This is a genomic window from Methylobacterium sp. DB0501 (genome assembly GCF_011043735.1).
In the GTDB taxonomy this organism is placed as follows: Bacteria; Pseudomonadota; Alphaproteobacteria; order Rhizobiales; family Beijerinckiaceae; genus Methylobacterium; species Methylobacterium alsaeris.
The window spans coordinates 171864-198017 of record NZ_JAAKGV010000010.1 but is presented as its reverse complement, the minus strand read 5'-3'; the positions used below and the strand labels follow the sequence as shown (position 1 = coordinate 198017).

20 protein-coding genes are annotated in these 26154 nt (G+C 71.5%); 9 read left to right on the top strand and 11 right to left on the bottom strand.

Annotated elements, in window-relative coordinates:
* Positions 1-242: 242 nt before the first annotated feature.
* Positions 243-1007 carry a histidine phosphatase family protein gene (locus G4G93_RS16745; protein WP_165085669.1) on the top strand — a complete coding sequence of 255 codons (765 nt, stop codon included), beginning with the start codon at positions 243-245 and terminating at the stop codon, positions 1005-1007.
* A complete protein-coding gene (locus G4G93_RS16740; protein ID WP_165085667.1) occupies positions 1004-1909 on the top strand; it encodes an NAD(P)H-hydrate dehydratase in 906 nt (301 codons plus the stop codon). The genes G4G93_RS16745 and G4G93_RS16740 overlap by 4 nt, the downstream gene beginning before the upstream one ends.
* A 15-nt stretch (positions 1910-1924) precedes the next feature.
* Here the strand turns inward: G4G93_RS16740 and G4G93_RS16735 are convergent, their stop codons facing one another.
* Positions 1925-2113, bottom strand: a complete 189-nt coding sequence (locus G4G93_RS16735; RefSeq protein WP_165085666.1) for a hypothetical protein — start codon at positions 2111-2113, stop codon at positions 1925-1927.
* Between the two features lie 353 nt (positions 2114-2466).
* Between G4G93_RS16735 and G4G93_RS16730 the strand changes: the two genes are divergently transcribed.
* Both G4G93_RS16730 and G4G93_RS16725 read left to right on the top strand, forming a co-directional pair.
* The gene (locus G4G93_RS16730; RefSeq protein ID WP_165085664.1) at positions 2467-2748 is read left to right on the top strand and encodes a hypothetical protein; all 282 of its coding nucleotides are present in this window, start codon (positions 2467-2469) and stop codon (positions 2746-2748) included.
* Between the two features lie 69 nt (positions 2749-2817).
* Positions 2818-3459: a glutathione S-transferase family protein gene (locus G4G93_RS16725; protein ID WP_165085662.1), complete on the top strand. Its 642-nt coding sequence runs from the start codon at positions 2818-2820 to the stop codon at positions 3457-3459.
* 4 nt (positions 3460-3463) lie between these two features.
* Here G4G93_RS16725 and G4G93_RS16720 read toward each other — a convergent pair whose 3' ends face one another.
* From G4G93_RS16720 to G4G93_RS16690, 7 genes are all read right to left on the bottom strand, one after another.
* Positions 3464-4180 carry an alpha/beta fold hydrolase gene (locus G4G93_RS16720; protein WP_165085660.1) on the bottom strand — a complete coding sequence of 239 codons (717 nt, stop codon included), beginning with the start codon at positions 4178-4180 and terminating at the stop codon, positions 3464-3466.
* A 52-nt stretch (positions 4181-4232) separates the two neighbouring features.
* Positions 4233-5396, bottom strand: coding sequence for an acyl-CoA dehydrogenase family protein (locus G4G93_RS16715; protein ID WP_165085659.1), 1164 nt, complete (start codon positions 5394-5396; stop codon positions 4233-4235).
* Between the two features lie 208 nt (positions 5397-5604).
* On the bottom strand, positions 5605-7533 hold the full coding sequence (locus G4G93_RS16710; RefSeq protein WP_165085657.1) for an acyltransferase family protein: 1929 nt from the start codon (positions 7531-7533) through the stop codon (positions 5605-5607).
* Positions 7534-8137: 604 nt separating this feature from the next.
* Positions 8138-10231 (bottom strand): carbohydrate porin, encoded by a 2094-nt coding sequence (locus tag G4G93_RS16705; RefSeq protein WP_165085655.1) that lies wholly within the window; start codon positions 10229-10231, stop codon positions 8138-8140.
* Positions 10232-10367: 136 nt separating this feature from the next.
* Entirely contained in the window at positions 10368-11573 is a 1206-nt protein-coding gene (locus G4G93_RS16700; protein WP_165085654.1) for a fumarylacetoacetate hydrolase family protein, read from the bottom strand.
* Positions 11574-11886: 313 nt separating this feature from the next.
* Positions 11887-13389: a phosphomannomutase/phosphoglucomutase gene (locus tag G4G93_RS16695; RefSeq protein WP_165085652.1), complete on the bottom strand. Its 1503-nt coding sequence runs from the start codon at positions 13387-13389 to the stop codon at positions 11887-11889.
* Between the two features lie 100 nt (positions 13390-13489).
* Positions 13490-15520 (bottom strand): bifunctional diguanylate cyclase/phosphodiesterase, encoded by a 2031-nt coding sequence (locus G4G93_RS16690; RefSeq protein ID WP_165085651.1) that lies wholly within the window; start codon positions 15518-15520, stop codon positions 13490-13492.
* Between the two features lie 157 nt (positions 15521-15677).
* Here G4G93_RS16690 and G4G93_RS16685 point away from each other — a divergent pair, with 157 nt between their 5' ends.
* Positions 15678-15941 carry a hypothetical protein gene (locus G4G93_RS16685; protein ID WP_165085649.1) on the top strand — a complete coding sequence of 88 codons (264 nt, stop codon included), beginning with the start codon at positions 15678-15680 and terminating at the stop codon, positions 15939-15941.
* A gap of 230 nt (positions 15942-16171) precedes the next feature.
* Positions 16172-16789: a metallophosphoesterase gene (locus tag G4G93_RS16680; RefSeq protein ID WP_246736818.1), complete on the top strand. Its 618-nt coding sequence runs from the start codon at positions 16172-16174 to the stop codon at positions 16787-16789.
* A 47-nt stretch (positions 16790-16836) separates the two neighbouring features.
* Here the strand turns inward: G4G93_RS16680 and G4G93_RS16675 are convergent, their stop codons facing one another.
* Positions 16837-19128 carry an NADP-dependent malic enzyme gene (locus G4G93_RS16675; protein WP_165085647.1) on the bottom strand — a complete coding sequence of 764 codons (2292 nt, stop codon included), beginning with the start codon at positions 19126-19128 and terminating at the stop codon, positions 16837-16839.
* Positions 19129-19357: 229 nt separating this feature from the next.
* On the opposite strand from G4G93_RS16675, the gene mutS reads away from it, so the two are divergent.
* Together mutS and G4G93_RS16665 are read left to right on the top strand one after the other, a co-directional pair.
* Positions 19358-22135, top strand: coding sequence for a DNA mismatch repair protein MutS (gene mutS, locus G4G93_RS16670; RefSeq protein ID WP_165085645.1), 2778 nt, complete (start codon positions 19358-19360; stop codon positions 22133-22135).
* Positions 22135-22725 carry a DUF1349 domain-containing protein gene (locus G4G93_RS16665; protein WP_165085643.1) on the top strand — a complete coding sequence of 197 codons (591 nt, stop codon included), beginning with the start codon at positions 22135-22137 and terminating at the stop codon, positions 22723-22725. Before mutS ends, G4G93_RS16665 begins: the two co-directional genes overlap by 1 nt.
* A gap of 180 nt (positions 22726-22905) precedes the next feature.
* Here G4G93_RS16665 and G4G93_RS16660 read toward each other — a convergent pair whose 3' ends face one another.
* Both G4G93_RS16660 and G4G93_RS16655 read right to left on the bottom strand, forming a co-directional pair.
* Positions 22906-23364, bottom strand: coding sequence for a response regulator (locus G4G93_RS16660; RefSeq protein ID WP_165085642.1), 459 nt, complete (start codon positions 23362-23364; stop codon positions 22906-22908).
* On the bottom strand, positions 23361-24443 hold the full coding sequence (locus G4G93_RS16655) for a PAS domain-containing protein (RefSeq protein WP_246736817.1): 1083 nt from the start codon (positions 24441-24443) through the stop codon (positions 23361-23363). The genes G4G93_RS16660 and G4G93_RS16655 overlap by 4 nt, the downstream gene beginning before the upstream one ends.
* Positions 24444-24763: 320 nt before the next feature.
* On the opposite strand from G4G93_RS16655, the gene G4G93_RS16650 reads away from it, so the two are divergent.
* Positions 24764-26125 carry an AmpG family muropeptide MFS transporter gene (locus tag G4G93_RS16650; RefSeq protein WP_165085640.1) on the top strand — a complete coding sequence of 454 codons (1362 nt, stop codon included), beginning with the start codon at positions 24764-24766 and terminating at the stop codon, positions 26123-26125.
* Positions 26126-26154 lie beyond the last annotated feature (29 nt).

Here is a 26154-nt window from a genome sequence, read left to right as displayed (position 1 = left end):
GGCTTGCAAGAGCTTGGCCAGCCGGAGCGACGCGGCCGCAGGCTCGCGCACCGCTTCGCCGGCACCGAACGCCGCACGACCTGCGCGCCTGCTGCGCGTCCCGCCTCCGTCAAAGCAGCGCCCGATTGCGTTCCAGTCGAACGCTGCTCTCGATCTTGGATGGCGCCGCATTTTCTGCGACGAACCGGTATCCACTTCGTCGGAAGACGCTCTAGCTCCCCGTCGACAGACGGGGGGAACCGATGCAACAGCGCTGGCCGGACCGGATCTGGATCGTGCGGCACGGCGAGAGCGCCGGCAACGTCGCCCGCGACGCCGCCCAGGCGGCGGGGCACACCCATATCGACATCGCCGAGCGCGACGTCGACGTGCCGTTGAGCCCGCTGGGCGAGCGGCAGGCCGCGGCGGTCGGACGGTGGTTCGCGGAGAAGCCGGCCTCCGAGCGGCCCGACGTGGTGCTGACCTCGCCCTATCGCCGGGCCGAATCCACCGCACGGCTGATCCGCGAGACCGGCGGCGTCGCCGACCCGCTGCTCGATTACGTCGCCGACGAGCGCCTGCGCGAGAAGGAGTTCGGCATCCTCGACCGGCTCACCCGCGAGGGCATCACCCAGCTCCATCCCGACCAGGCCGAGTTGCGGCGCCTGCTCGGCAAGTTCTACCACCGGCCGCCGGGCGGCGAGAGCTGGTGCGACGTGATCCTGCGCCTGCGCAGCGCCCTCGACACCGTCTCGCTGCATTACGGCGGCCGGCGCGTGCTGGTGGTCGGGCACCAGGTCGTGGTCCTGTGCCTGCGCTACCTGATCGAGGGCATGACCGAGGACGAGATCCTGGCCATCGACCGGGAAGGCGACGTCGCCAATTGCGCGGTGACCGAGTACGCCTTCGATCCCCGCCGCGGCAGCAGCGGCAAGCTGGTGCTGCAGCGCTACAATTTCGTCGCGCCGCTGACCCGGGCCGGCGCCCCGGTGACGGTCGAGCCCGACGCCACGGGAGCCGCCCGATGACCCAGGACGCGACGATCAGGCCGATCACCGCCGGGACCCTGCGCGGCCTGCCCCTGCCGGATGCGTCCGGCGGCAGCAAGGAGGCGCGGGGCAGCGCCCTCGTCATCGCCGGGTCGGTCGAGGTGCCGGGCGCCGCGATCCTCGCCGGCACTGCGGCGTTGCGGGCCGGCGCCGGCAAGCTGCAGATGTCGATCGCCGCCAGCACCGCGCCGCACGCGGCCCTTGCGGTCCCCGAGGCCCTGGTGGTGCGGCTGCCGGAAGGCGAGGGCGGCCACGTCGATCACGCGGTCGCCGCCGAGGTGCTGCTGCCGCGCACCGAGCGGGCCGCCGCGGTGCTGGTCGGCGCCGGCATGACGTCGGGCGAGCCGACCAAGGCGCTCACCGCCGCGCTCCTGGCCGGACCGGCCACAGCGCCCTTCCTGCTCGACGCGGCGAGCATCGACGGGTTGTGCGAGATCGCCGGGACGGTGCGGGCGCGCGCCGGCCGGGTGGTGCTCACGCCCCATGCCGGCGAGATGGCGCGCTGCCTCGGCTGCGAGCGCGAGGCCGTCGAGGCCGATCCCCTCGGCGCCGGCCGGCAGGCCGCCGAGCGGCTGGGTGCCGTGGTGGTGATGAAGGGGGCGGAGACCTGGATCGTCGATCCCGCCGGCGAGACCTGGCATTACGCCGGCGGCGGCGCCGGCCTCGCCACCTCGGGCTCGGGCGACGTGCTGGCCGGGATCATCGTCGGGCTGCTCGCCCGCGGCACGAAGCCCGCCGAGGCTGCGGCCTGGGGCGTGTTCCTGCACGGCGAGGCGGGGCGGCGGCTGGCGCAATCCTGCGGGCCGATCGGCTTCCTGGCACGGGAGCTGGCCGGGGAGGTGCCGGGGCTGATGCGGGACGTGGCGGAAGGCAGGGCGTGACACGCAATCCGGTGTTCAGGGCGAACCGTGCCGCTCGATCGGGCGACGGTGTTGCCGGAAGACAAGTCTTGCAATCGATCCAATGCCATATCCCATGGCATGGAGAATCATCAACATCGCAGGAACGAAGAGGGCGTAGGCTGGCAGCCAAGCGATGTTTGTCAGGAATGGCGATACGCCGATCGATTCAAGGAGATTCATCATGACTTCAATCGGTAATTGAAGCGGGGCGAGAGGTCACTTCGGGTCAGATCGCGTCGAGAGTGCCTGCGCAGCGCATAAGACGGTGTTCAATATTTAAAATACGCATAAGAACAGGCCAGTATAGAATTTCGGTGATCTGGGAATTTTCGTTTTATTGCTTTTATAAATATTATGAAAAGACATTGTGCGGCTTCAAGGCGAAGCTGGGCCGACCGCCCACCTATCCTGGATTGTCACGCGCAGGGAAGCCGATGTCACGTCGAGGAAGCCGGGCAGGACGGTTTCTGCCCGGATCGGCGAACCCGAGTGCCGCCCCGATGTTGATGCGTCACCGCTTCCTCACGGACAAGCCGATGATCAGACCCGCCCTCGCGCTCGCCCTTACCCTCGGCCTGACCGCCGCAGCCACCGCCCAGACCGCCCGGGTGCCGCCGCCGAGCGATGCCGTCGGCGCGCCCGGTCCGGGCACCGGGACGAAGCCGCCGGCCTCGCGCCCGACGCAGAACCTGCCGGGCAACCCGAGCAGCACGTCCGTGCCCGGCACCAATCCGGGCGTCTGGATCGGCGGCAGTCCGACCGCGGGCCCGCCCGGCTCCGGCGGCACGGCGGGCGGGCCGGCGGCGGGGAACCGGTGAGCGATCATGCGCCGGGCTGGATGGTCCCGGTGCTTGCCGGCAGCCAGCCATCGTGACGGGAGAGCGCCAGTGCTGACGATCCACCACCTCGGCCATTCGCAATCCGAGCGCATCCTCTGGCTGTGCGAGGAACTCGGGGTGCCCTACGACCTCGTCCGCTACCGGCGCGACCCGGTGACGATCCTGGCACCGCCGGAATTGCGGGCGCTGCACCCGCTGGGCGCGGCGCCGGTCCTCGAGGATGACGGGGTGGTGCTGGCGGAATCGGCCGCGATCGTCGAATACGTCATCGTCAAGCACGGGGGCGGCCGCCTGCGGCTCGGGCCGGAGCATCCCGCCTATGCCGATTATCTGTACTGGTTCCACTTCGCCAACGGGAACCTGCAGCCGGTCGTCGGGCGGCTGATGATGGTGGGGCGCGTCGGCTTGGGGCCCAACCATCCGGTGCAGGCGGCGGTGCAGGGGCGGCTCGACCGGGTGATGGCGCTGGTCGAGGCGCGGCTCGCTGCGGTGCCCTACCTCGCGGGCGAGGACTTCACCGCGGCCGACATCATGAGCGTGTTCTCGCTCACCACGATGCGGCTGTTTCAGCCGATCGATCTCGCGCCCTATCCGAACATCCGCGCCTACCTGCAGCGCATCGGGGAGCGCCCGGCCTATCGCCGTGCCATGGCGAAGGGCGATCCCGATCTCGTGCCGATGCTGACCTGACGCCTCACGCCGCCAGCCAGTCCCGCAGCAGCGCGCCGGTCTCCTCCGGCCGCTCGAGCGGCGGCAGGTGGCCGCATTCCGGCAGCACCTCCAGGCGCGAGCCGGCGATGCCCTGGTGGATCTCGCGGGCGAAAGCCGGCGGCGTCAGCCGGTCGTCGGCCCCTACCGCCACCAGGGTCGGCACCCGGATGTCGCGCAGCGTCGGCCGGCTGTCGGGCCGGTCGAGGATGGCGCGCTGCTGGCGCAGGAAGGCGCCGCCGCCGACCCGCTCGGCCATGGCCTTCACCGCCTCGCCCACCGGCCCGTGCACGTGCGAGGCGTGGACGAGCGTCGGCAGCAGGCGGGTCGTGACACCGGCGAAGCGCCCGACCTTGAGCTGGTCCATGCCCTGGCGGCGGGTCGCGGCGCGCGCGTCGGTCTCGGGCGAGGCGGCGGTGTCGAACAGGGCGAGGCGGGTCACCCGCTCGGGCGCCTGGCGCAGGATCTCGAAGGCGACGTAGCCGCCCATCGACAGGGCGACGAGGCCGAAGCGCGGCGGCGCCGCGACGAGCGCGCGGCGCGCCATCGCGGCGATGCTGTCGTCGAGGGTGAGGTCCGCCACCGACGCGGCCGCCCGGTCGGCGAGCGCGTCGATCGGGGCGCGCCACAGGACCGCGTCGTTGAGGAGCCCGGGCAGGAACAGCAGTGGGGCGAGATCGCGGGTCACTCGATCACAGGTCATGACCGCCCCTATGGACGGATCGCGGATCCGGCGCCAGGGGCGGACTCGGCGATCAGTACGAGCGCGGCATGCCGAGCACGTGCTCGGCGATGTAGGACAGGATCAGGTTCGTCGAGATCGGCGCCACCTGGTAGAGCCGGGTCTCGCGGAACTTGCGCTCGACGTCGTACTCCTCCGCGAAGCCGAAGCCGCCGAAGGTCTGGATGCAGGCATTGGCCGCCTCGAACGAGGCGTCGGCGGCGAGCATCTTGGCCATGTTGGCCTCGGCGCCCGGATTGGCGCCGGCCTCGTAGAGGCGCAACCCCTCCTGCACCATCAGCTCGGCGGCGCGCATGTTGGCGTAGGCCTTGGCGATCGGGAACTGGATACCCTGGTTCTGGCCGATCGGCCGGCCGAACACCTGACGCTCGCGGGCGTAGGACGACGCCTTGGCAATGAACCACTTCGCGTCGCCGATGCACTCGGCGGCGATCAGCAGCCGCTCGGCATTCATGCCCGACAGGATGTAGCGGAAGCCCTTGCCCTCCTCGCCGACCAGGTTCTCGGCCGGCACCTCCATGTTGTCGAAGAACACCTCGCAGGAATTGTGGTTCATCATCGTGCGGATCGGCCGGATGGTCAGGCCGCGGCCCAGCACCGTGCGCATGTCGACGATGAAGGTGGAGAGCCCGTCGGTCTTCTTCGCCACCTGGTCGCGGGGCGTGGTGCGGGCAAGCAGCAGCATCAGGTCGGAATGCTCGGCCCGGCTGGTCCAGATCTTCTGGCCGTTGACGATGAACCGGTCGCCCTCGCGGCGCGCCGTGGTGCGGAGCGCCGTGGTGTCGGTGCCGCTCGTCGGCTCGGTGACGCCGAAGGCCTGGAGCCGCAGGCGGCCGGCGGCGATCTCCGGCAGGTAGCGCTCCTTCTGGGCCGGCGTGCCGTGCCGCAGCACCGTGCCCATCGTGTACATCTGGGCGTGGCAGGCGGCGCCGTTGCAGCCGGAGCGCTGCACCTCCTCGAGGATCGCGGCCGCCGCCGAGAGCGGCAGGCCGGAGCCGCCGTATTCCTCGGGGATCAGCACCGACAGGTAGCCGGATTCGGTGAGCGCGTTCACGAACTCCGTCGGATAGGCGCGGTCCGCGTCGAGCCGGCGCCAATACTCGTCGGGGAAGCGGGCGCAGAGCTTGGCGACCTCCTCGCGGATCTCGGGGTGCCGGAGGGCGTCGGTCTCGGTCATTCGGGCGTCTCCGTCCTGCCGCCGCCTGCATCGGGGCGGCGTGTCGTTCGGCAGGGAGGCTATACCGATCGCCACCGCAGGTGTCAGGCCGTCGCGCCGCCGCCCCGCGCGCAACCGACGCAGGGCTCCCCATGCGCGGGCGACGCGGACATCCGCTTCGCGAAAGCGATCCGACGGGATCGCCTGGGGCGATCGATCGGATTGCGTCTCACGGCACTGCCGCGGCCGCGCGGCCGGGGGCGAACATCTCGGTCTCCAGGAACCGCCCGACCGCGTAGGTCGCCCCGGCGGACGAGAAGTGGCCGCTGTCGCCGTACAGGAGGGTCTCGCCGTGCGCGTAGGGGCAGGAGCCGCCGTCGCACAGGGCCGCGCCCGGGTCGATGAAGGTCGCAGGCGCGGGCAGGGCCGCCCGCAGGGTCCGGTTGAGGCCCCGATCCGCGACCGGGTGCCACCGGCCGGCTTCACCCGGCGGGGCGTGGCGCTGGCGATAGGCCAGGATGGCGGGATCGAGCGGGAATTCCGGCGATTGCCCGATGACGTGGACGCGGGCCCCGAGCGCGGTCACCCGCGCGACGGTCTCGTGCAGCCCGTCGGCGACCGCGCGGTCGCGCTGCGCCCCCCAGCGCGCCGCCAGCACCACGTCGCGGATCCCGAGCCGGCGGATCAGCGCGAGGGCGTTCTCGTTGAAGGCGTGGCAATGCGGGACGACGTGCGAGGTCACGCCGAGGTCCGGCCGGCATCCCGCCGCCGTGTACTGGAGGAGGTTGCCCGGCAGCCGGTCGCCGTGCCGGATCAGTCCGGGCACGTAATGGGCCGCGAAGCTGTCGCCCCAGAGCAGGATCAGCCCGTCCTTGCCCCCGGTCCGGGTGCAGGCGGCCTGGTCCCAGGCCTGCCAGGTCTGGTCGGCGAACAGGAAGCAGGTGCGGTGGTTCCAGGTCTCGGTGCCGGGGATCGGCCGGAGGTGGAAATCGGGGAAGCGGCCGGGCAGGCCGCCGCTCGCCGCCCCCGCCCAGCCGAGCCCCGCCGTGGCGAGCGTGGCGAGGAGGCCCGCGGCGAGGACCGGGCGCAGCGGCGCCCCCGGCGACGGGCGCCGGAACGGGCGCTCGACGAACCGGGTGGAGAGGGCGGCCAGGACCAGGGTGGCGGCGATCACCGCGACCGTCTCGGCCCCGTCGAAATCCCGCATCAGGGCGATCCGTCCGAGCACGATCAGCGGCCAGTGCACAAGATAGGCCGAGTAGGAGATCAGCCCGATCACCACGAGGGGGCCGGCCGCCAGCAGGCGGGTGGCGACGTCCCGCTCCCGGGCCTCGCCGAGGCCGATCAGCAGGGCGGCACCGAGGCAGGGCGGCACGGCGCCGGCACCGGGGAAGGGCGTCGCCTCGCTGTAGAGGAGCGCCGGCACCGCGATGCAGCCGAGCCCGGCAAGGCCGCCGGCCTGGCGCAGGACGAGCGGCAGCGCTCCTGCCGCGCCGCGCGGTGCCATCGCCAGCAGGGTGCCGGTGAGGAGTTCCCAAGCCCGGGTCGGCAGCAGGTAGAAATTCGCCGTCGGTGCGAAGCGGCCGGCATAGAGGCTGAGGCCGAAGGAGGCGAGGGCGACGGCCGCGACGGGCAGCCAGAGCGGCCGCAGCCGCAGCCTCAGGGCCAGCAGCAGCGACACCGGCAGCAGGAGATAGAACTGCTCCTCGACCGAGAGCGACCAGGTGTGCAGGAGCGGGCGGTAGAGCGCCGCCGCGTCGAAATAGCCCGACGAGCGCCAGAAATAGAGGTTCGCCACCGACAGGGCGGAGGCGGCGGCGCTGGCTGCGTAATCCTCGAATTGCGGCGGCAGCAGCAGCCAGTACGCGGCGAGCGAGGTGACCGCGAGGGTCGCCAGCAGGGCCGGCAGGATGCGCCTGATCCGGCGGGCGTAGAAGGCCGCGAGGTCGATGCCGCCGCGATCGGCCTCCCGCAGCAGGCCGCGGGTGATGACGTAGCCCGAGATGACGAAGAACACGTCGACCCCGATGAAACCGCCCGGCATCCCGTCGAGCCCGACATGATACAGGATGACCGCCAGGACGGCGACGGCGCGCAGGCCGTCGATGTCCGGGCGATAGGACGAATGGACCGGTTGCCGATCCGTGCCGACTTGCATGATGAGCCCTCCGTCCCGTCGGGACATGCCGTCTCGATCTGCAAGCGGCCGTCGGCATGCGCGCCGGGAGGCGGATCCGATCCCGTCCTCCGGCGGCCTCGTGCTCGCGTCCGTTCAGCCGATTGCGGGCCCAGTGTAGGAAGGCCGTCGCCTGGCGACAGCACAGCCATAATCCGTAACTTGTTCAGTAGAAGTGCTCTGGCCGACGTCATGGGCGCCGCCGCTTCGTCGACGGGGCCGATCGAAGCATCTTCGAATTCCGTGTGGATGAGTGGAGGATCTTCGCGGATCTTCTGTCCGGCCCCGAAAACAACGCGCGCCTGATCTCGTCCGGGCGGGAGAAGGGTTGGGGTGAGAGGGTGGTGGGTGCGAGCCGAGCCGCGTCCGTCCAGCCGGACGCGACGCAGTCCGGTCTTCCTGCGCCGCCGCTCCATCCGCATCCCGACGCCTCTGCCGCTTGCGAGAGGAGGCTCGCGACTTGTCGTCATCCGCGGCACCCGTCCGCCTCGGACACGGGACGGCAACCGCGCGGCAACAGGCAGAAACGGCACACCACCCGAGGATGATCGACTGTAAGGCGTAGACGGCCCGAGCGCGGCCGACTTCAGAAATCGGCGTGGAGGCGCGTGCCGAAGAAGTTCGCCGGGCCCCGGTCGCGGTTATAGGCCGGGTTGACCACCAACTGGTAGTTGAACGACACCGTCACCGCCTTGGTCAGGCTGAGCGCGTAATAGGTCTCGACGGCGCGCTCGGGGGCATAGTTCAGCCGCCCGTCGCCGATCAGCAGGCCCAAGCCCCCGTTGGCGAAGAAGGCGCGGTGGGACGGCGACAGGCCATTGATCGCCGCGCCGATGCCGACCGTGTCGCTCGGCCGCTCCCAGGCGGTGCCCTTGAGCGAGAGACCGCCCGAGAGGCTGCGATCGACGTCGGTGAAGGACAGGCTCTCGTTGCGGCCGTCCGAGATGCTGGCCCGGGCGAACAGGCCGAGATCCGGCGTCAGCGCCTGTTCCAGGTTGATGTAGGCGCCGGTCTTGCGCCGGGGCCGGCGCGTCGCGGACGCGGCGTCGTTGATGTCGTCGTAGATCCCCGACTGCGTCAGGGCGACGACCTGGCGGTAACTGGCGGTGTTGCCGACATTGCTGAACAGGCCGATGCGCAGCTTACCCGGCTGGTCGAGGCCCGGCAGGACGTGGCGCTCCTCGAACTCGATGTTGGTGCCGGCGCGCTGGAAGACCCGCGGGTCGAGCACGTCGCTCGACGGTTCCTTCGGCACCTGGGTGTAGGCGGCCCGGATGGCGAAGTCCGGCCGGTTGTACTCGACCATCACGCCTTGCGTGAATCCCGGGAGGTTGGCTGGGAAATCCCAGGCCGAGGAGCCCCAAATCGACCAGTTCATGAAGTCGACCCGGGGGTCGTGGGCGTAGACGTTGCCGTCGAAGAAGTCGCCCAGCGCGAACTTGCCGGCCACGACCGAGATCCGCTCGACGTCGCGGGTCATCGCCACCTGGTTGACGCCGTCCGGCACGTCCTCGGTGGCGCCGCCGAGGCCGAAGGTCTGGCGGATGAAGTAGCGGTTGGAGCGCAGCTTCGGGAACGGCGCGCCGGCCTTCTGCGCCTCGCCGTTGACGAAGCCGGCGACGCCGAGCGTCCGCGACAGGCCGAATCCTTGAGAGAATTCCGGGTTGTAGTAGAGTTCGGTGCTGTCGGTCAGCTTCACGCCGAGGAACAGGGTCGCGGTGGTGGTGGACTGGGCCTGGCGCGGCACCAGGCTGTTCTCGCCGCGATAGGGCGCGCGGAAGCCGGGCACGCCCTGGCTGACGAAGGTGGTCTGGCCGTGGAACGAGTACCGGCCGGTGTCGCGGCTCCCCGGCGCGTCCTCGGCCGCCTCGGCCGGCAGCTTCAGGCCGTAGGGGTACCAGGACAGCCGCGCCATCATCTGGTGCGACGTGAACGCGGCCTCCGTCGTGACCGGGCCGAGGCCCGGCACGGCCCCGAGGGGGAAGCGGCCGGAGCGGCCGAGATCGACGTAGCGGTAATCGAGGCCGAGCGCGAGGTTCGGCGTGATGGCGTATTGCACGCCGGCCCCGAGGGTGAAGCCGAGGAACGACAGGTCGCGCCTCGCTGTCGCCACCGCGCCGGAGGCGAGATCCGGATAGGTCGCGAGCACCCGGGCATTCGCCCCGGCGAGCCCGAAGGTGCCGTAGACGAGATAGGTCTCGAACGCGTAGCCGAGGCGGCCGCGGACGGCGCCGTAGAGGTCGGTCTTGCCGCGGATCACGCTGAAGGGCGGATCGACGCCCTCGTAGCCGAAGCCGATCGCGTTCGAGGGGACCGGCCGCTTCAGGTTGGCGCCGATGAGGTCGGCCTCCAGGCCGTAGAGATACGGGCCCGTCTGCCAGTTATAGCCGCCGAACAGCCCGCCGACCGCCGTGGTGGCGGTGCGGCCGGCATCCGAGCGTCTCGTCGAATCGCCGCTCTGGAAGGCCGGGATCGCCTCGCCGCCGACGGTGCTCGGCCCGAAGCGGTAATTGCCGAAGGACGCGCCGGCGCTGCCCTCGATCCCGAGATAGGGGCCGGACCAGTCGACGTAGCCGGGGCCGGCCGGAACGGGGGCGGGGGGCTTCAGGTCGGCCGCCGCCGCCAGTCCGGCGCAGAGGCCGAACGCCACCCCGAATCCCGCTCCGCCCGTCCGCCGCATGCCACGCCCCCGTCTCGTTCCGGACGCCAGGTATAGCCATTGCTATACTCCTGGCAACCGGCCCTGCTCGTCCGGGAGAGGGGTCCACGTTTTCCGTGACGGTATTGTCACGGATCGAGGCGTCGTGACCGGCTTCTCAGCCCTTGAGCAGCCCGCGGGCCGCGAGGTTGCGCATCAGCGCCGCCGCCCCGAAGGTCCAGGGCTCGCAATCCTGGCAGTGGCGCATGCGATTGACCAGCGCCCCGAGCCCCGGGCTGCGGATCACCACCCGGTCGCCGACCTTGTGGGTGAAGCCCTGGCCCGGCGCGCCCCGGTCCTCGACCGGCGCGAACATCGTGCCGAGGAACAGCACCGCGCCGTCCGGATACTGGTGCGTGCCGCCCATCATCGCCTCGACGAGGTCGGCCGGGTCGCGGCTGATCTCCGAGAGGGCCGAGGTGCCCGCCAGCCGGAATCCGTCCTCGCCGGTCACCTCCAGGCTCACCACGGTGCGGCGCACGTGGTCGAGGGAGAAGCCGTCGTCGAACAGGCGCAGGAACGGCCCGAGCGCGCAGGAGGCCGCGTTGTCCTTGGCCTTGCCGAGGAGCAGGGCCGAGCGGCCCTCGAAGTCGCGCAGGTTGACGTCGTTGCCGAGCGTCGCCCCGACGATGCGCTGGTCGGAGGCCACCACCAGGGCCACCTCGGGCTCCGGGTTGTTCCATTGCGAGCCCGGATGCAGGCCGGCCTCCTGGCCGCAGCCGACGGAGGAGAGCGGCTGCGCCTTGGTGAAGATCTCGGCATCGGGGCCGATGCCGACCTCGAGGTACTGGCTCCACGCGCCTTGCGCGACCAGCACCGCCTTCAGGGACATCGCCTCGGGCGAGCCGGGCTTGAGGCGGCGCAGGTCGTCGCCGACGAGGCGCCCGACCTCGAGGCGGATCGCCGCCGCGGCGTCCGGGTTGCCGCGCGCCCGCTCCTCGATCACCCGCTCCAGCATCGAGACCGCGAAGGTGACGCCGGCGGCCTTGACCGCCTGGAGGTCGACGGGTGCGAGGAGCCAGGGCCTGGAAGCGTCGCGGGTGTCCGGGGGCGTGTTGGCGAGCACCGCGTCGAGGGGCCCGACCGCCTCGCCCGCAGCCTGGCGCAGGGCGGCGGCGGGATCGGGCGCCTCGCACAGGTCGCGGATCGTCGGGAAGGCGCCGGTGATGTCGACGAGTTCCGGCGTTCCACCGCGGCCCTCGCGCAAAGCCACGACGCTCGGCCCGTTCAGCTCCGGCCGCCAGATCCGGCCGGCCAGCGCCCCGGCACAGCCATCCTCCGGCAGGATGGCGCGGGCGTCGTAGGCGTCGAGAATCGGCTGCATGGGGTGAGATCTCCTCCCGGCCGGCGCCCGTTCGGCGGATGCGCGGCACGGAGAGAGACCTAAGCCGATCGGCCGCGGCGGGGAAGCGTCCTGAGAGCGGGGTTCATTCGATATCGGCTCGACGGAATGTCGACCCTCCGGGTCATCCCGGGGCCGCCGAGCGGAACCCGGGATCCATGAAAGCCGACGATGCAGGGTGAGGCGGGATGCGACCCGCTTCATTCTCGAACGTCGGCGGCTATGGATCCCGGGCTCTCGGCTGCGCCGCGCTCCGGGATGAGAGCTGGACAGGCTTTCAGCCGAGGAAGACTTGTCAGATCGTCTGGTTGTACGCCCCGACCTGCGGGTTCTCCCGCAGAACTCCGTCGACCGCCCGGAACATCTCCTCCAGGCGGGCCCGCGACACCGGGCTCTCGACCACCACCACCAGTTCCGGCTTGTTCGAGGAGGCCCGCACCAGGCCCCAGGTGCCGTCCTCGGTCGAGACCCGCACGCCGTTCACCGTGACGAGACCGGTGATCGCCGCCCCGCCCAAGGTCTCGCCGCGCTCGTGCATCTCGCGGAAGCGCGTGGTCACCCGCTCGACCACGCCGTACTTCTCCTCGTCGGCGCAGTGCGGCGACATCGTCGGCGAGCCGAAGGTGGTGGGCAGCGCCGCGTAGAGCTGCGACAGGCTCTTGCCCGGATTGCGGTCGAGCATCTCGATCACCGCGATCGCCGTCAGGAGCCCGTCGTCGTAGCCGCGGCCGACCGGCGCGTTGAAGAAGAAGTGGCCCGACTTCTCGAAGCCGGCGAGCGCATTCAGCTCGTTGACCCGGCGCTTGATGTAGGAATGGCCGGTCTTCCAGTAATCGGTCTCGACGCCGCGGGCCTGCAGCTCCGGGTCGGAGGCGAACAGGCCCGTGGACTTCACGTCGACGACGAAGCGGGCCTTCGGGTGCTGGAGCGAGAGGTCGCGGGCGAGCATCACCCCGACCTTGTCGGCGAAGATCTCGTGGCCCTGCTCGTCGACCACGCCGCAGCGGTCGCCGTCGCCGTCGAAGCCCAGGCCCACATCGGCGCCCGTCGCCTTCACGGTGTCGGCGATGGCGTGGAGCATCGCCATGTCCTCGGGATTCGGGTTGTAGCGCGGGAAGGTGGCGTCGGCCTCGACGTCGAGCGGCACCACCTCGCAGCCGAGGCGCTCCAGCAGCTGAGGCGCGAAGGCGCCCGCCGTGCCGTTGCCGCAGGCGGCGACGACCTTGAGCTTGCGGGTCAGCGGACGGGCGCGCGAGACGAGGTCGTCGAGGTAGGTCGCGGCGAAATCCGGCACGAACCGATAGCTGCCGCCGTCGCGGTACTGGAAGGCGCCCGCGAGCACGATCTCCTTGAGGCGCCCCATCTCGGCCGGGCCGAAGGTCATCGGCCGCTCGGCGCCCATCTTCACGCCGGTCCAGCCGTTGTCGTTATGCGAGGCGGTGACCATCGCCACGCAGGGGCAATCGAGGGCGAACTGGCCGAAATAGGCCATCGGCGACAGGCAGAGGCCGATATCCTTCACCCGCAGGCCGGCGGCCTGCATGCCGGCGATCAGCGCCAGCTTGATCGAGGCCGAGTAGGCGCGGAAATCGTGGCCGGTGACGATGTCGGGCCGCACGCCGAGTTCGTGGACCAGGGTGCCGAGCCCCAAGCCCAGCGCCTGGACGCCCATCAGGTTGAGGTCCTTCGGGAACAGCCAGCGGGCATCGTACTCGCGAAAGCCGGTCGGTGCGACGAGCGGCAGGCTCTCGAACGCGAAGGTGTTGGGGGTGAGCGCGGCGTGGGGCTTCGGGAACATGATCCGGCGTCTCGTGGGCGGGGGGGGCTGTGCGGCGGATTATCGGAGACGGGCTCACCGGTCACCCCCGGGCCCTTCATCCGAAAAGGGGTGGCCGGGGTCAGGCCGCGTCCGGGCGGCAGGCCAGGACCCGCCGGAGCGCCTGCTCGGCGGGGGCCGGCCGGCCGAGATGGTAGCCCTGCAGGAACGGGCAGCCGAGCGCGTGCAGGGCCGCCACGTCCTCGGCGGTCTCGACGCCCTCGGCCACCACTTCGAGGCCGAGGGCCCGGCCGAGGCCGAGCACCGCCTGGACCAGACCGCGCTTGTCGTCCGAGGTGGACAGGCCGGTGACCAGGCTGCGGTCGATCTTGACCCGCCCCGCCCTCAGCTGGCGCAGCGAGGCCAGCGACGAGTAGCCGATGCCGAAATCGTCGAGCGCCACCCCGATCCCGGCGCGGGAGAGGGCGAGCAGCTTGTCCTGCACCGTCTCGATGTCGAGGGCGGTCTCCTCGGTGATCTCGATCTCGAGGAGCGCGGGCGGCAGGCCCAGCGCCCGCAGGCGCCCGAGCACGATCTCGTCGACCGGCACCTGCGCCATCTCCCGCGGCGAGACGTTCATCGCCACCCGGATGTCGGTCGCGCCGCCGGCGCGCAAGGTGAGGAGCGCGCGGCAGACCTGCTCCAGGATGAAGCGCAGGAGCGACTCGGTCAGCCCGGCCCGGGCGGCGGCGGCGACGATCTCGCCGGGCGGGATCCAGCCGTGGACCGGGTGATGCCAGCGCACCAGGGCTTCGAGGCCGGCGATGCGGCGGCCGCCGTCGCCGAAGATCGGCTGGAACCAGACCGAGAGCCCGTTCTCGGCAAGCCCATTCTCGGCCAGCGCGTGCGAGAGGTCGCGCTCGCTGTCGCGCCGCATCTCCAGGCGTCCGCGCAAGGTCTCGTCGAAGATCCGGAAGCGGTTCCGCCCGGCGGCCTTGGCGGCGTAGAGCGCCTCGTCGGCGCAGCTCAGCATCTGGGTCAGGCTGGGCCCGTGGGCGTGGCACAGGCCGATGCTGATCCCGAGGCGCCCGGCATCGAAGCTCTCGAACGGCTCGACGACCGCGGCGATCAGGGAAGCGGCCAGGTCCGCGGGCGGCAGGTCGCAGGGCGGATCGTACAGGACCGCGAACTCGTCGCCGCCGAACCGGGCCGCCAGCGCCCCGGGCGGCAGGGTCCGGCGCAGGCGCCGCGCCACCTCGACCAGCACCCGGTCGCCGGTCGAATGACCGTAGACGTCGTTGACCGACTTGAAGCCGTCGAGATCGAGCAGCATCAGGCAGGCGGCGGGTCCGGGCTGCGCGATCCGCTCCTCCGCGCCATGCGCGAAGCCGGCCCGGTTCATCAGCCCGGTCAGCGCGTCGTGGGTGGCGCGGCGGCGCATCTCGTCGGCGAGTGCCGAAGCCTGTTCGTGGGCTTCCTGGCGGGCCCGCGCGAGCGCGGTCGCCTCGTTCTTCAGCCGCGAGGTGCGGCGGAAGCCACGCTCGGTCTCGACGGTGGCCCGCAGCAGGGCGGCGAGGTAGAGCAGCACCGTGACGGCGAGGCAGGTGCGGTCGAACCCGCCCGACCAGGCGAGGCAGCCCGCCGCGGTCAGGAGCGGCGGCGCGATGAACGCGGCCGGGATGGCGGCGAAGGCGATGCCGTGGGTGACCGAGCCCGCGGTGATGCCGCAGGTCACGATGAGGTAGAACAGGGTCTGCGGCGCGGTGTAGCCGCCGCACAGAAGCGCCACCAGGGACCAGACCACGCCCGACAGGAGCGCCGCCAGGGTGGCGAGGCGCAGGTGGCGATCGACCGACCGGGCGCCGTCCCGGACCGCGTCGGGCGACGACGCCTCGGAGGTGGACAGGCCGGCGCAGGGCGCGCGGCACAGGCCGATCCGGGTCAGGTTGACGACCGAGGAGACCGCGAACCAGGCGAGACCCGCCCGCCACTGTCCGGCCTGGGCGGCGACCAGGGCGCCGGTGGCGCCGAGGATCGCGTTGACGGGGATGGCCTGCTGCACGCTCAGGCGCACGGCCTCGAGCTGGTCGCGCCGGATCGAGGCGCGCAAGACCGGGCCGCCGCCTGCGGGCGATCTCTCGGAGCCTGCTTCCTGGCTGCCTGGTCCGGACATGGCACCTCGGGGGATCAGCGTCGCCGTCCTAGCAGCTTATGGGTAAAGAATCATTGACGGCCACCGCATCGGCAAGCCCGTTCGCCCCTTCGCGGCTGCCGCGGCGGAACGCTCTCCGAGCCTGGCTGTTGAATCGTTCGCAGAGCGGAGGAGCATCATGCGGAACGTGGCGAAGGCGGCGGTCGTGGTGGCGATGACCCTGATGGGCGTCGGTGCGGCGGAGGCTAAGGGCTGCATCAAGGGCGCGATCATCGGCGGCATCGCCGGTCACTACCTCGCCGAGCGCGGCGTGGTCGGCGCCGTGGCGGGCTGCCTCGCCGGCCGGGCCCTCGCCAAGCGCCGCTCCCAGCGCGACGTCGATTACGGCGCCCGCGTGCGCCCGCGCGACGGCTACGGCTACGGCGCGGGGCGGAGCTACTGAGGACCGGCCGGCGGAACGCGATTCGCCGGTTATCCTGACACTCGGCATCATCCCGGGCCGCGCGAGCGAAGCACGGGATGATGCGGAGGATGGTGGGATCGGTGCGTGTCGCCCGTCCCGCGGCTCAAGGGTCCCGCGGCACGGGACGGGCGGCGCGGCGATCCGTCCCGTGCCGCCGTCGCGCGTCGCCCCATGTGATTCCGCATCCGTCACGCTCGATCCGGGTGCGCATGGCCGTCTTCTTCACCGCCGACACGCATTTCGGCGATGCCCACATCCTGCGCCAGCGCGGCCGCCTGTTCGCCTCGCTGGAGGCGCATGACGAGACCCTGGTGGCGAACTGGAACGCCGTGATCGGCCCGCAGGACGAGGTCTGGCATGTCGGCGACTTCGCGGCCCATGCCGGGCGCGAGCATTGCGCGGCGATCTTCTCACGATTGAACGGCGTCAAGCGCCTGGTGCGCGGCAACCACGACAGCAACCGCGTCCTCGACCTGCCCTGGGCCGATCCGCCGGTCGAGAGCGCGCGGGTCACCCTGCGGGAGGACGGCCGCGAGTGGCGGCTGTTCCTGGCCCATTACGCCCACCGGGCCTGGCCCGGCCTGTGGCGCGGCACCCGCCACCTCTACGGCCACACCCACGGCACCCTGCCCGACACCACCCGCTCCTGCGACGTCGGGGTCGATGCCTGGGCGTATCGTCCGGTCGGGCTCGCGGCCCTGGCGGCGCGGCAGGATGCGGCGACGCTGGTGCCGGAGGAGCTGGCGAGGGACCGGGCGCGGGAGGAGGCCGCGACCCGGGACCATGGCGGATCGGCGGAGCCGGCCCTACCCGCGACCTCGCCCTGAGGTCGCGGACGGGCGGGGCCGGCGAGGCCGACCCCGAAGGCCGCCGATCAGCCGCCGATGTTGTAGGCGGCGAGCGCCGCCATGTTGACGAGGTCGGAATCGGTCGCCCCGAGCGGTACGATCTGCACCGCCTTGTCGAGGCCGACGATCAGCGGCCCGAGAACCTGGGCGCCGCCGAGTTCCTGCAACATCTTGGTGGAGATCGAGGCCGAGTGGAAGGCCGGCATCACCAGGACGTTGGCCGGCTGCTTGAGGCGGCTGAACGGGTACTGGGCGAGCAGGTCCCTGTTGAGCGCGACGTCGGCCGCCATCTCGCCGTCATACTCGAAATCGACCCGCATCCCGTCGAGGATCCGCACCGCTTCCTGGACCTTCTCGGCGCGCTCGGCCTTGGGGAAGCCGAAGGTCGAGAACGAGAGGAGCGCCACCCGCGGCTCGTAGCCGAGGCGCCGCGCGACGCCGGCCGCCTCGATGGCGATGCCGGCGAGTTCCTCGGCGCTCGGCATCTCGTGGATCGCGGTGTCCGCCACCAGCACCACCCGGCCGCGGGCGAGGCAGAGCGAGACGCCGATCACCCGGTGGCCGGGCTTGTGGTCGATGACCCGGCGCACGTCCTCGAGGGCGATCGAGTAGTTGCGGGTGGTGCCGGTCACCATCGCGTCGGCGTCGCCGAGCGCCACCATCGACGCCGCGAAGTGGTTGCGGTCCTGGTTGATCAGGCGCTGGCAATCGCGGAACAGGAAGCCCTTGCGCTGCATCCGGGCGTAGAGGAACTGCGCGTAGACGCTGTTGCGGTGCGACTTCGCGGCGTTGTGGATCTCGATGTTGTCGCGGCCGGCCAGATCGATGCCGGCGGCCTCGGCATTGGCCATCACCCGGTCCTCGCGCCCGACCAGGATCGCGGTGCCGAGGCCCTGGTTGACGAAGGAGATCGCGGCGCGGATCACCACCTCCTCCTCGCCCTCGGCGAAGACGACGCGCTTCGGGTACTTGCGCACCCGCTCGAACACCCGGTTGAGCGTGCCGGCGACGGGATCGCGCCGGGCCGAGAGCTGGGCCCGGTAGCGGTCCATGTTGTCGATGGGCTTGCGGGCGACGCCGGTCTCCATCGCCGCCTTGGCCACCGCCGGCGGGATGGTGAAGATGAGGCGCGGATCGAACGGCACCGGGATGATGTATTCGCGCCCGAAGCGGGGCCGCGCGCCCTGGTAGGCCGCCGCCACCTCGTCCGGCACGTCCTCGCGGGCGAGCGCCGCCAGCGCCTCGGCCGCCGCGATCTTCATCTCCATGTTGATCGTGGTGGCGTGCACGTCGAGCGCGCCGCGGAAGATGTAGGGGAAGCCCAGAACGTTGTTGACCTGGTTCGGATAGTCCGAGCGCCCGGTCGCCACGATGGCGTCGTCGCGGACCTGGGCCACCTCCTCGGGGGTGATCTCGGGGTTCGGGTTCGCCATCGCGAAGATGATCGGCTGCGGCGCCATCGAGGCGATCATCTCAGGGGTGAAGGCGCCCTTGACCGAGAGGCCGAACACGATGTCGGCGCCCTCCATCGCCTCTTCGAGGGTGCGCTTCGCGGTCGCGACCGCGTGGGCGGACTTCCACTGGTTCATGCCCTCGGTGCGGCCCTGGAACACCACGCCCTTGGTGTCGCACAGGATCACGTTCTCGGAGCGGAAGCCGAGCGCCTTGACGAGTTCGATGCAGGCGATGCCCGCCGCCCCCGCACCGTTGACGACGAGGCGCGCCTCGGAAATGTCGCGGCCCGTGAGGTGCAGGGCGTTGATGATGCCCGCCGCCGAGATGATCGCGGTGCCGTGCTGGTCGTCGTGGAAGACCGGGATGTCCATCAATTCCCGCAGGCGCTCCTCGATGATGAAGCACTCGGGGGCCTTGATGTCCTCCAGGTTGATGCCGCCGAAGGTGGGCCCGAGATAGCGCACGCAGTTGATGAACGCCTCGGCATCCTCGGTCCCGACCTCGAGGTCGAAGGAATCGATGTCGGCGAAGCGCTTGAACAGGACCGCCTTGCCCTCCATCACCGGCTTCGAGGCGAGCGCGCCGCGGTTTCCCAGGCCCAGGATGGCGGTGCCGTTCGAGATCACCGCCACGAGGTTGCCCTTGGCGGTGTAGTCGTAGGCGAGCGCGGGATCCTCCGCGATGGCCAGCACCGGCACGGCGACGCCCGGCGAGTAGGCGAGCGATAGGTCGCGCTGCGTCGCCATCGGCTTCGTCGCCACCACCTCCAGCTTGCCGGGCCGGCCCTGCTGGTGGAATTGCAGCGCCTCCTGGTCGGTGAAGGTCGGGCGCTTGCCGCGGGTGACGGGACGGGACTCGCTCATGCCGGGCTCTTCTCTACGACCAAGGTTTGAGACGTCTGGGGATAGGTCCCTTAGGGCCAGGATCCGGCCGGCTCAAGCGGCGCTGCGGCGCTAAAGCCCGCCGGCACGACATTTCCGCCGGGGATGACGATCCCCATCATCCCCGCTGTGCCGGTCTGGAGCGTGGCCGCGTGCCTCTGTTAGTCTGGCCGACCATTTCGCCGCCGACCTGACGACAGCTCAAGATCTCATGACGATGGACAGCGACACCGGCCGCCTACTTCGCTCGGAGGCTTGCGAGCCGGCCGACGAGGCGCCCCCACCGCCCGCCCGCACCCGCCGGGCCGCCGCCCCCGACGACGAGGCCAAGGTCTCGCCGATGATGGCGCAGTACATCGAGATCAAGGCGGCGAATCCCGATTCCCTGCTGTTCTACCGCATGGGGGATTTCTACGAGCTGTTCTTCGAGGATGCCGAGACCGCCTCGCGGGCTCTCGGCATCGTGCTCACCCGCCGCGGCAAGCATGCCGGCGCCGACATCCCGATGTGCGGCGTGCCGGTGGAACGCTCGGACGACTACCTCCAGCGCCTGATCGGCCTCGGCCACCGGGTCGCGGTCTGCGAGCAGACCGAGGACCCGGCCGAGGCGAAGAAGCGCGGCTCGAAATCGGTTGTGCGCCGCGAGGTGGTGCGCCTCGTCACGCCCGGCACCATCACGGAGGACCGCCTGCTCGATCCCGGGCGGGCCAACATCCTCCTGGCGCTTGCGCGACGGCGCGCCTCGGATTCGGCCTGGGTCTATGGGCTTGCCGCCGTCGACATCTCGACCGGGCGCTTCGCGCTCGGCGAGGTCGAGGGCGCCGGCCTGTCGGCGGAGATCGCCCGGCTCGACCCACGCGAGATCGTGATGGGCGACGCGCTCCACCAGGATCCCGAGCTGGCCCGGCTGTGGCGCGACACGCGGGCCGCTGTCACGCCGGTCGGCCGCGGCGACATGGATCCGGCCTCGGCCGAGCGGGCGGTGAAGGACCAGTTCGGCGTCCAGACCCTCGACGGGTTCGGCGCCTTCAGCCGGGTCGAGATCGCGGCGGCGGGCGCCGTCCTGCACTACATCGCCCGCACCCAGCTCGGCGCCAAGGTGACGCTCAGCCCGCCGACCCGCCAGGCGGCGGGCGCGAGCCTGATGATCGACGCGGCGACGCGCCAGAACCTGGAGCTCACCCGCACCCTCTCGGGCGAGCGGGCCGGGAGCCTGCTCGCCGCCATCGACCGCACGGTGGGAGGCGCCGGCGCCCGGCTGCTCGCCGAGCGGCTGGCGGGACCCTCGACCGACCTCGCGCTGATCCGGCGCCGACACGACGCGGTCGAATTTCTGGTCGGCGAGGGGGGCCTGCGGACCGAACTCCGGGCCGAGCTGGCGCGGGCCCCCGACATGGCCCGGGCCCTGTCGCGGATCTCGCTCGGCCGCGCCGGGCCCCGCGACCTCGCGGCGCTCCGCGACGGATTGCTCGCCGCCCGCGGCATCGCCACGGCGCTCGCAGGGGCGGGCGCCTTGCCGGGCGAGATCGGCAAGGCCGCCCGCATCCTCGCCGGCCTCGACGAGGCACTCGCCGACGATCTCGCCGCTTCGCTCGCCGACGACCTGCCGTTGCAGCGCCGCGACGGCGGCTTCGTGCGCGAGGGCTACCGCACTGAACTCGACGAGACCCGCACGCTCCAGCGCGATTCGCGTCAGGTCGTTGCGGGGCTCCAGGCGCGCTACGCGTCCGAGACCGGCTGCCGGACGCTCCGGATCAAGCACAACAACCTGCTCGGCTACTTCATCGAGGTGCCGCAGGCCTTCGGCGAGACCCTGCTGAAGGATCCCTGGCGCGCCACCTTCGTCCACCGCCAGACCATGGTGGACGCGATGCGCTTCACCAGCGTCGAACTCGGCGAACTGGAGACCAGGATCGCCAATGCGGCGGGCCGGGGCCTCGCCCTCGAACTCGAGATCTTCGAGAGCCTGTCCAAGGCCGTGATGGCGGAATCCGACTCGATCGTCGCGGCGGCGGGCGCGCTCGCCGCCCTCGACGTCGCCGCCTCGCACGCGGAACTCGCCGTCGAGCTGAACTGGACCCGGCCCATCGTCGATGACGGCCTCGCCTTCCGGATCGAGGGCGGGCGCCACCCGGTCGTCGAGGCGGCTTTGACCAAGGCGGGCGAGGCCTTCATCGCCAATGCCTGCGACCTGTCGGGCGACACGGCCGGCCAGATTCTCCTCGTCACCGGCCCGAACATGGGCGGCAAGTCGACCTTCCTGCGCCAGAACGCGCTGATCGCGGTGCTGGCGCAGATGGGCGCCTTCGTGCCGGCGGCGTCGGCCCATCTCGGCCTCGTCGACCGGCTGTTCTCCCGCGTCGGCGCCGCCGACGACCTGGCGCGGGGCCATTCGACCTTCATGGTCGAGATGGTCGAGACCGCGGCGATCCTGAACCAGGCGACCCGCCGCTCGCTCGTCGTGCTCGACGAGATCGGCCGCGGCACCGCGACCTTCGACGGCCTGTCGATCGCCTGGGCCTGCCTGGAGCACCTGCACGGCACGAACGGCTGCCGGGCCCTGTTCGCGACGCACTTCCACGAGCTGACGGGCCTCGCCCAGCGCCTCGAGCGTCTTTCCAACGCCACCCTCAAGGTGACGGAGTGGAAGGGCGACGTGGTGTTCCTGCACGAGGTGGTGCCCGGCGCCGCCGACCGCTCCTACGGCCTCCAGGTCGCCCGCCTCGCCGGCCTGCCGGCGCCCGTGATCGCCCGTGCCAAGGCGCTGCTTGCCGAGCTGGAGCGGGGGGAGGGCGGGTCCGGACGGAGGAAGGCCCCGGCCGAACTGCCGCTCTTCGCCGCCGTGCCGGCCGCCCCGCCGCCGGCCCCGCCGGTCGAGAAGCCCGACCCGGTCGGCCTCCTCCTCGACGGGATCGACCCGGATTCCCTGAGCCCGCGGGAGGCCTTGGATGCGCTCTACCGGCTGAAGGCGGCGCGGGCCGACGGGTGATGGGCATCGAAAGCGGCAGCTTCGAGAGTGGCATCTGGCTCAACGAGCCCGCTAGCTGGCGTCGGGAGGGCGACGCCCTCCACGTCGTGACGGATCGCGCCACGGATTTCTGGCGCGAGACCCATTACGGCTTCACCCGCGACACCGGCCACTTCCTCGGAGCGACGACCCCCGGCGACTTCACAGCGCAGCTGCGGGTCCGGGCGCAGTACCGGGAGTTGTACGACCAGGCCGGATTGATGGTGCGTGTCTCCTCCCACGCCTGGGTCAAGGCGGGGATCGAGTGGTCGGACGGTCTGCCGATGATCGGCAGCGTGCTGACGGTCGACCGCTCCGACTGGGCGACCGCACCCTACGGTCACGATCCCGGGGATTTCTGGCTGCGGGCGACCGTGGCTGCCGGGGTGCTGCGGCTGCAGGTGTCGGCCGACGGTCGGCATTGGCCGCTGATGCGCCTCTGCCCCTTCCCCGCGGGACCCTACAGCGTCGGGCCGATGTGCTGCACGCCGGAGCGCGCCGGGTTGAGCGTCGCATTCTCCGATCTTACGATCGGCGCGCCGATGGGGAAGGCGCTGCACGACTTGTCGTAGGCCGCGCACCCGTCCGGGACGGCGAACACCCACGGTCGTTGAAAACGACCGTTGGGACGAGGCAGGTGCCACGCCGCTTCTGCCTGATTTTTCCCATGATCGAGACTGCGCGGGATCTCCTTTCCCGAGCGGGAGAGGGGCGCACTGTACTTCAGCTGGGTCGATCGAGCGGACGACGTCTCAAGCCGGCACTTCGGGACGCGGGCCATCGTCGCCACGCCGGTCCGGCGCCAGCACCACCCCGTCGGGCGGCTCCGCCGGCACCCCGCCGTGATACCGCCCGCCCACATAGGCGAGCGCCGCGCGGATCACCCGTTCCGAATACGGCTTGGCGATGATACCGGCCGCTCCCGCGAAATCCGCGGGGACGCGCTTGGCGTTGGCGGTGGTGAACAGCACCGTCGTCCCCGCCCGCGCGCTCAGCGCCTGCGCCACCGCGACGCCGGTCGGGCCGTCGGCGAGGTGGATGTCGACGAGGGCGACGTCCGGGGCGAGGTCGCGGGCGAGTGCGATCGCCTCGGCCGAGCGGCTCGCGACGCCGACCGGCACGTGGCCGGCCTCTTCCAGCAGGCATTCGAGTTCGAGGGCGATGAACGCCTCGTCCTCGACGATCAGGATCCGCAAGGGCGCCCCGCTCAAGGCCCGGCTCCCGTGACGCCGCCCTCGAGCGGCAGGACGACATGCGCCCGCGTGCCGGGATTCAGGTCCTCGAAGGCGAGGCTCCCGCGCAGCTGGCGCACCAGCATGCCGACGAGGTCGCGGCCGAAGCCCTCCGGGTTGTCGGATTGCGCCGAGAGGCCGACGCCGTCGTCGCGGACATCCAGGATCAGGCGCTCGCCGTCCGCCCGCGCCGTGATGGCGACCCGGCCGCGGCGCTCGCCCGGAAAGGCGTGCCGGACCGCGTTGACGGCAAGTTCGTGCACCAGCAGCGCCAGGGGCGCGGCCATCGAGGCCGGCACCGCCACCGCCTCGACGTCGACCGTGAGGGCGATCCGGTCGGGATCGAGGCCGGCCTCGAGCTCGACGGCGAAGTCGTCGGCGAAGTCGCGCAGGTCGAAGCGGGCGACGTCGCTGAGGGAGTAGAGCAGGCGGTGGACGGTGGCGAGCGCCCCGATGCGGTCGGCCATGCTGCGCAGCACGTCGCGGCAGGCGGCGTCGCGGGCGCGCCGCGCCTTCAGCAGCACCAGGGAGGAGATGACCTGGAGGTTGTTCTTCACCCGATGGTCGACCTCGTGCAGCAGGGCGGTCTGCTGGTCGAGGGCGGATTGCAGCGCCCGGTTGCGCGCCTCGATGTCCTGGGCGAGCCCGTCCTTCTCCTGCGCGAGCGTCCGCTCGGCCTGCCGGTCCCGGGTCACGTCGCTCAGAACCGCGAAATAGGAGCGCAGCGTCCCGTCCTCGTCCCGGACCGGCGTCAGGGTCATGGCGTTCCAGAACGGGCGGCCGTCCTTGCGGTAGTTCAGGATGTCGATCTGCAGCGGCTCGCCGAGCGCCACCGCCTCGCGCACCCGGGCGATGGCGGCGGGGTCGGTGTCGGGTCCCTGCAGGAAGCGGCAATTGCGGCCGGCGACCTCGTTCGGCGCGTAGCCGGTGAGGCGGCAGAAGGCCGAGTTGGCGAAGACGATCGGGTTGTCGGGACGGTGGGGATCGGTCATCACCATCGGCGCCTCGCACGCCCGGAAGGCGGCCAGGAACGGCGCGTCGGCCGCCAGTGCGGTCATCGCCCCGGCTTCCTTCGCCTCGGCCTGCCTCGGAGCGTCCAACCCGATCATCCGCATCCGCCCGCGTGCTGCGTCCGCTCCGGTTGGTCCGGGGCGGAGCGGGGCCTTTAGGCCCCGTCCCGTTCAGCGAACCCGCGACGGGGGGAGGGGTTCCCGGCCGTGGCGTAACCTCCGGTGGATGCAATCTTAATCCTTCGTCCATCATGATGCCGCCCACATCCTGGGGTCGAGTACGCGGCCCAAGGGTACGGCCCGAAGGCACGGCAGAGGCCGGGCGCGGCACCGGGAGCTTTCCCACGGTTCGGGGGACGATGAGCGCGATGACGACGACGGCCGGGAGACAGGGCGCGGGCTGGCTGTCCCGCACCCGCGCCACCCTGCGGGACGTGGCGGCGGACCGGCGCATGGCCTTGATGCTGGTGCTCGGCTTCGGCGCCGGCCTGCCGATCCTCCTGGTCTTCGCCACCCTGTCGGCCTGGCTGCGCAGCGCCGGCATCGAGCGGTCGAGCATCGGGCTTCTGAGCTACGTCTCGCTCGCCTACACGCTGAAGTTCCTCTGGGCGCCGGTCATCGACCGGTTCGACGTGCCGGTCCTGTCGCGGCTCCTCGGCCGGCGGCGGGCCTGGATGCTGACGGCGCAGCTGGCGGTGGCGGCCGGCCTGATCGCGATGAGCCGGGGCGATCCGGCGAACTCTCTGAGCTACATGGTGGTCTGCGCCCTGGTGATCGCCTTCGCCTCGGCGACCCAGGACATCGTCGTCGACGGCTGGCGCATCGATTCGGCCCCGACCGAGCGCCAGGGCATGATGCTGGCCTCCTACCAGCTCGGCTACAGCCTCGCCCGGATCTGCGCCGGCGCCGGCGCGCTCTTCGCCGCCGACGCCTTCGGCTGGGCCCCGGCCTACGGCAGCATGGCGGCCCTGATGCTGCTCGCCATCGCCGGCACCCTCGCGGCGCCGAAGGCGGCGGCCAAGGATCCCGGCGAGGATGCCGGCGAGCATCCCGGGGCCCGCCGCGGCTGGCGCCCTGCGTTGCGCGAGGCGGTGGTCGATCCGTTCGCCGACCTCGTGCGCCGCAAGGGTCCGGGGCTGGCGCTGATCCTGGCGCTGATCACCGTCTACCGCCTGCCCGACATCGTGTCCGGCATCATGGCGAACCCGCTCTACATCGACATGAAGTTCTCCCTCTCGGAGATCGCCACGGTCTCGAAGGTCTACGGCGTCTGGATCGGCATCGCCGGGGCCTTTGCCGGCGGCATCGCGGTGAGCCGCCTCGGGCTCTACCCGGCGCTCCTCATCGGCGGGATCGCGGCGTCCGCCTCCAACCTGATGTTCGCCTGGCTGGCCCTCGCCGGCCACGACCTGCCGCTGCTGGTGGCCAGCATCAGCATCGACAATTTCGCCGGCGCCTTCGCGGGCACCGCGCTCATCGCCTACATGTCGAGCCTGACCTCGCCGGCCTTCGCGGCGACGCAATACGCGCTGCTCTCCTCGCTCTACGCCCTGCCGGGCAAGTTCGTCGGCGGCCTCTCGGGCTTCGCGGTCGAATCCCTCGGCTATCCGACCTTCTTCGTGATGACCGCGGCCGTCGGCATTCCGGTGACCGTGCTGTGCCTCGGCCTCAGGATGCTGCCCGGCGAGACCGGGCCGGCGCCGCGGGAGGAACTGACGGCGCGTGCGTGAGGGCGCGCGTCGCCCCTTGCGGAACCGGC

Bases quoted from the DNA above. Each gene is read 5' to 3' on its own strand.
- G4G93_RS16745 (WP_165085669.1), top strand. From the start codon at position 243: ATGCAACAGCGCTGGCCGGACCGGATCTGGATCGTGCGGCACGGCGAG.
- G4G93_RS16740 (WP_165085667.1), top strand. From the start codon at position 1,004: ATGACCCAGGACGCGACGATCAGGCCGATCACCGCCGGGACCCTGCGC.
- G4G93_RS16735 (WP_165085666.1), bottom strand. From the start codon at position 2,113: ATGATGAATCTCCTTGAATCGATCGGCGTATCGCCATTCCTGACAAAC.
- G4G93_RS16730 (WP_165085664.1), top strand. From the start codon at position 2,467: ATGATCAGACCCGCCCTCGCGCTCGCCCTTACCCTCGGCCTGACCGCC.
- G4G93_RS16720 (WP_165085660.1), bottom strand. From the start codon at position 4,180: ATGACCTGTGATCGAGTGACCCGCGATCTCGCCCCACTGCTGTTCCTG.
- G4G93_RS16715 (WP_165085659.1), bottom strand. From the start codon at position 5,396: ATGACCGAGACCGACGCCCTCCGGCACCCCGAGATCCGCGAGGAGGTC.
- G4G93_RS16710 (WP_165085657.1), bottom strand. From the start codon at position 7,533: ATGCAAGTCGGCACGGATCGGCAACCGGTCCATTCGTCCTATCGCCCG.
- G4G93_RS16705 (WP_165085655.1), bottom strand. From the start codon at position 10,231: ATGCGGCGGACGGGCGGAGCGGGATTCGGGGTGGCGTTCGGCCTCTGC.
- G4G93_RS16700 (WP_165085654.1), bottom strand. From the start codon at position 11,573: ATGCAGCCGATTCTCGACGCCTACGACGCCCGCGCCATCCTGCCGGAG.
- G4G93_RS16695 (WP_165085652.1), bottom strand. From the start codon at position 13,389: ATGTTCCCGAAGCCCCACGCCGCGCTCACCCCCAACACCTTCGCGTTC.
- G4G93_RS16690 (WP_165085651.1), bottom strand. From the start codon at position 15,520: ATGTCCGGACCAGGCAGCCAGGAAGCAGGCTCCGAGAGATCGCCCGCA.
- G4G93_RS16685 (WP_165085649.1), top strand. From the start codon at position 15,678: ATGCGGAACGTGGCGAAGGCGGCGGTCGTGGTGGCGATGACCCTGATG.
- G4G93_RS16680 (WP_246736818.1), top strand. From the start codon at position 16,172: ATGGCCGTCTTCTTCACCGCCGACACGCATTTCGGCGATGCCCACATC.
- G4G93_RS16675 (WP_165085647.1), bottom strand. From the start codon at position 19,128: ATGAGCGAGTCCCGTCCCGTCACCCGCGGCAAGCGCCCGACCTTCACC.
- mutS (WP_165085645.1), top strand. From the start codon at position 19,358: ATGACGATGGACAGCGACACCGGCCGCCTACTTCGCTCGGAGGCTTGC.
- G4G93_RS16665 (WP_165085643.1), top strand. From the start codon at position 22,135: ATGGGCATCGAAAGCGGCAGCTTCGAGAGTGGCATCTGGCTCAACGAG.
- G4G93_RS16655 (WP_246736817.1), bottom strand. From the start codon at position 24,443: ATGACCGCACTGGCGGCCGACGCGCCGTTCCTGGCCGCCTTCCGGGCG.
- G4G93_RS16650 (WP_165085640.1), top strand. From the start codon at position 24,764: ATGACGACGACGGCCGGGAGACAGGGCGCGGGCTGGCTGTCCCGCACC.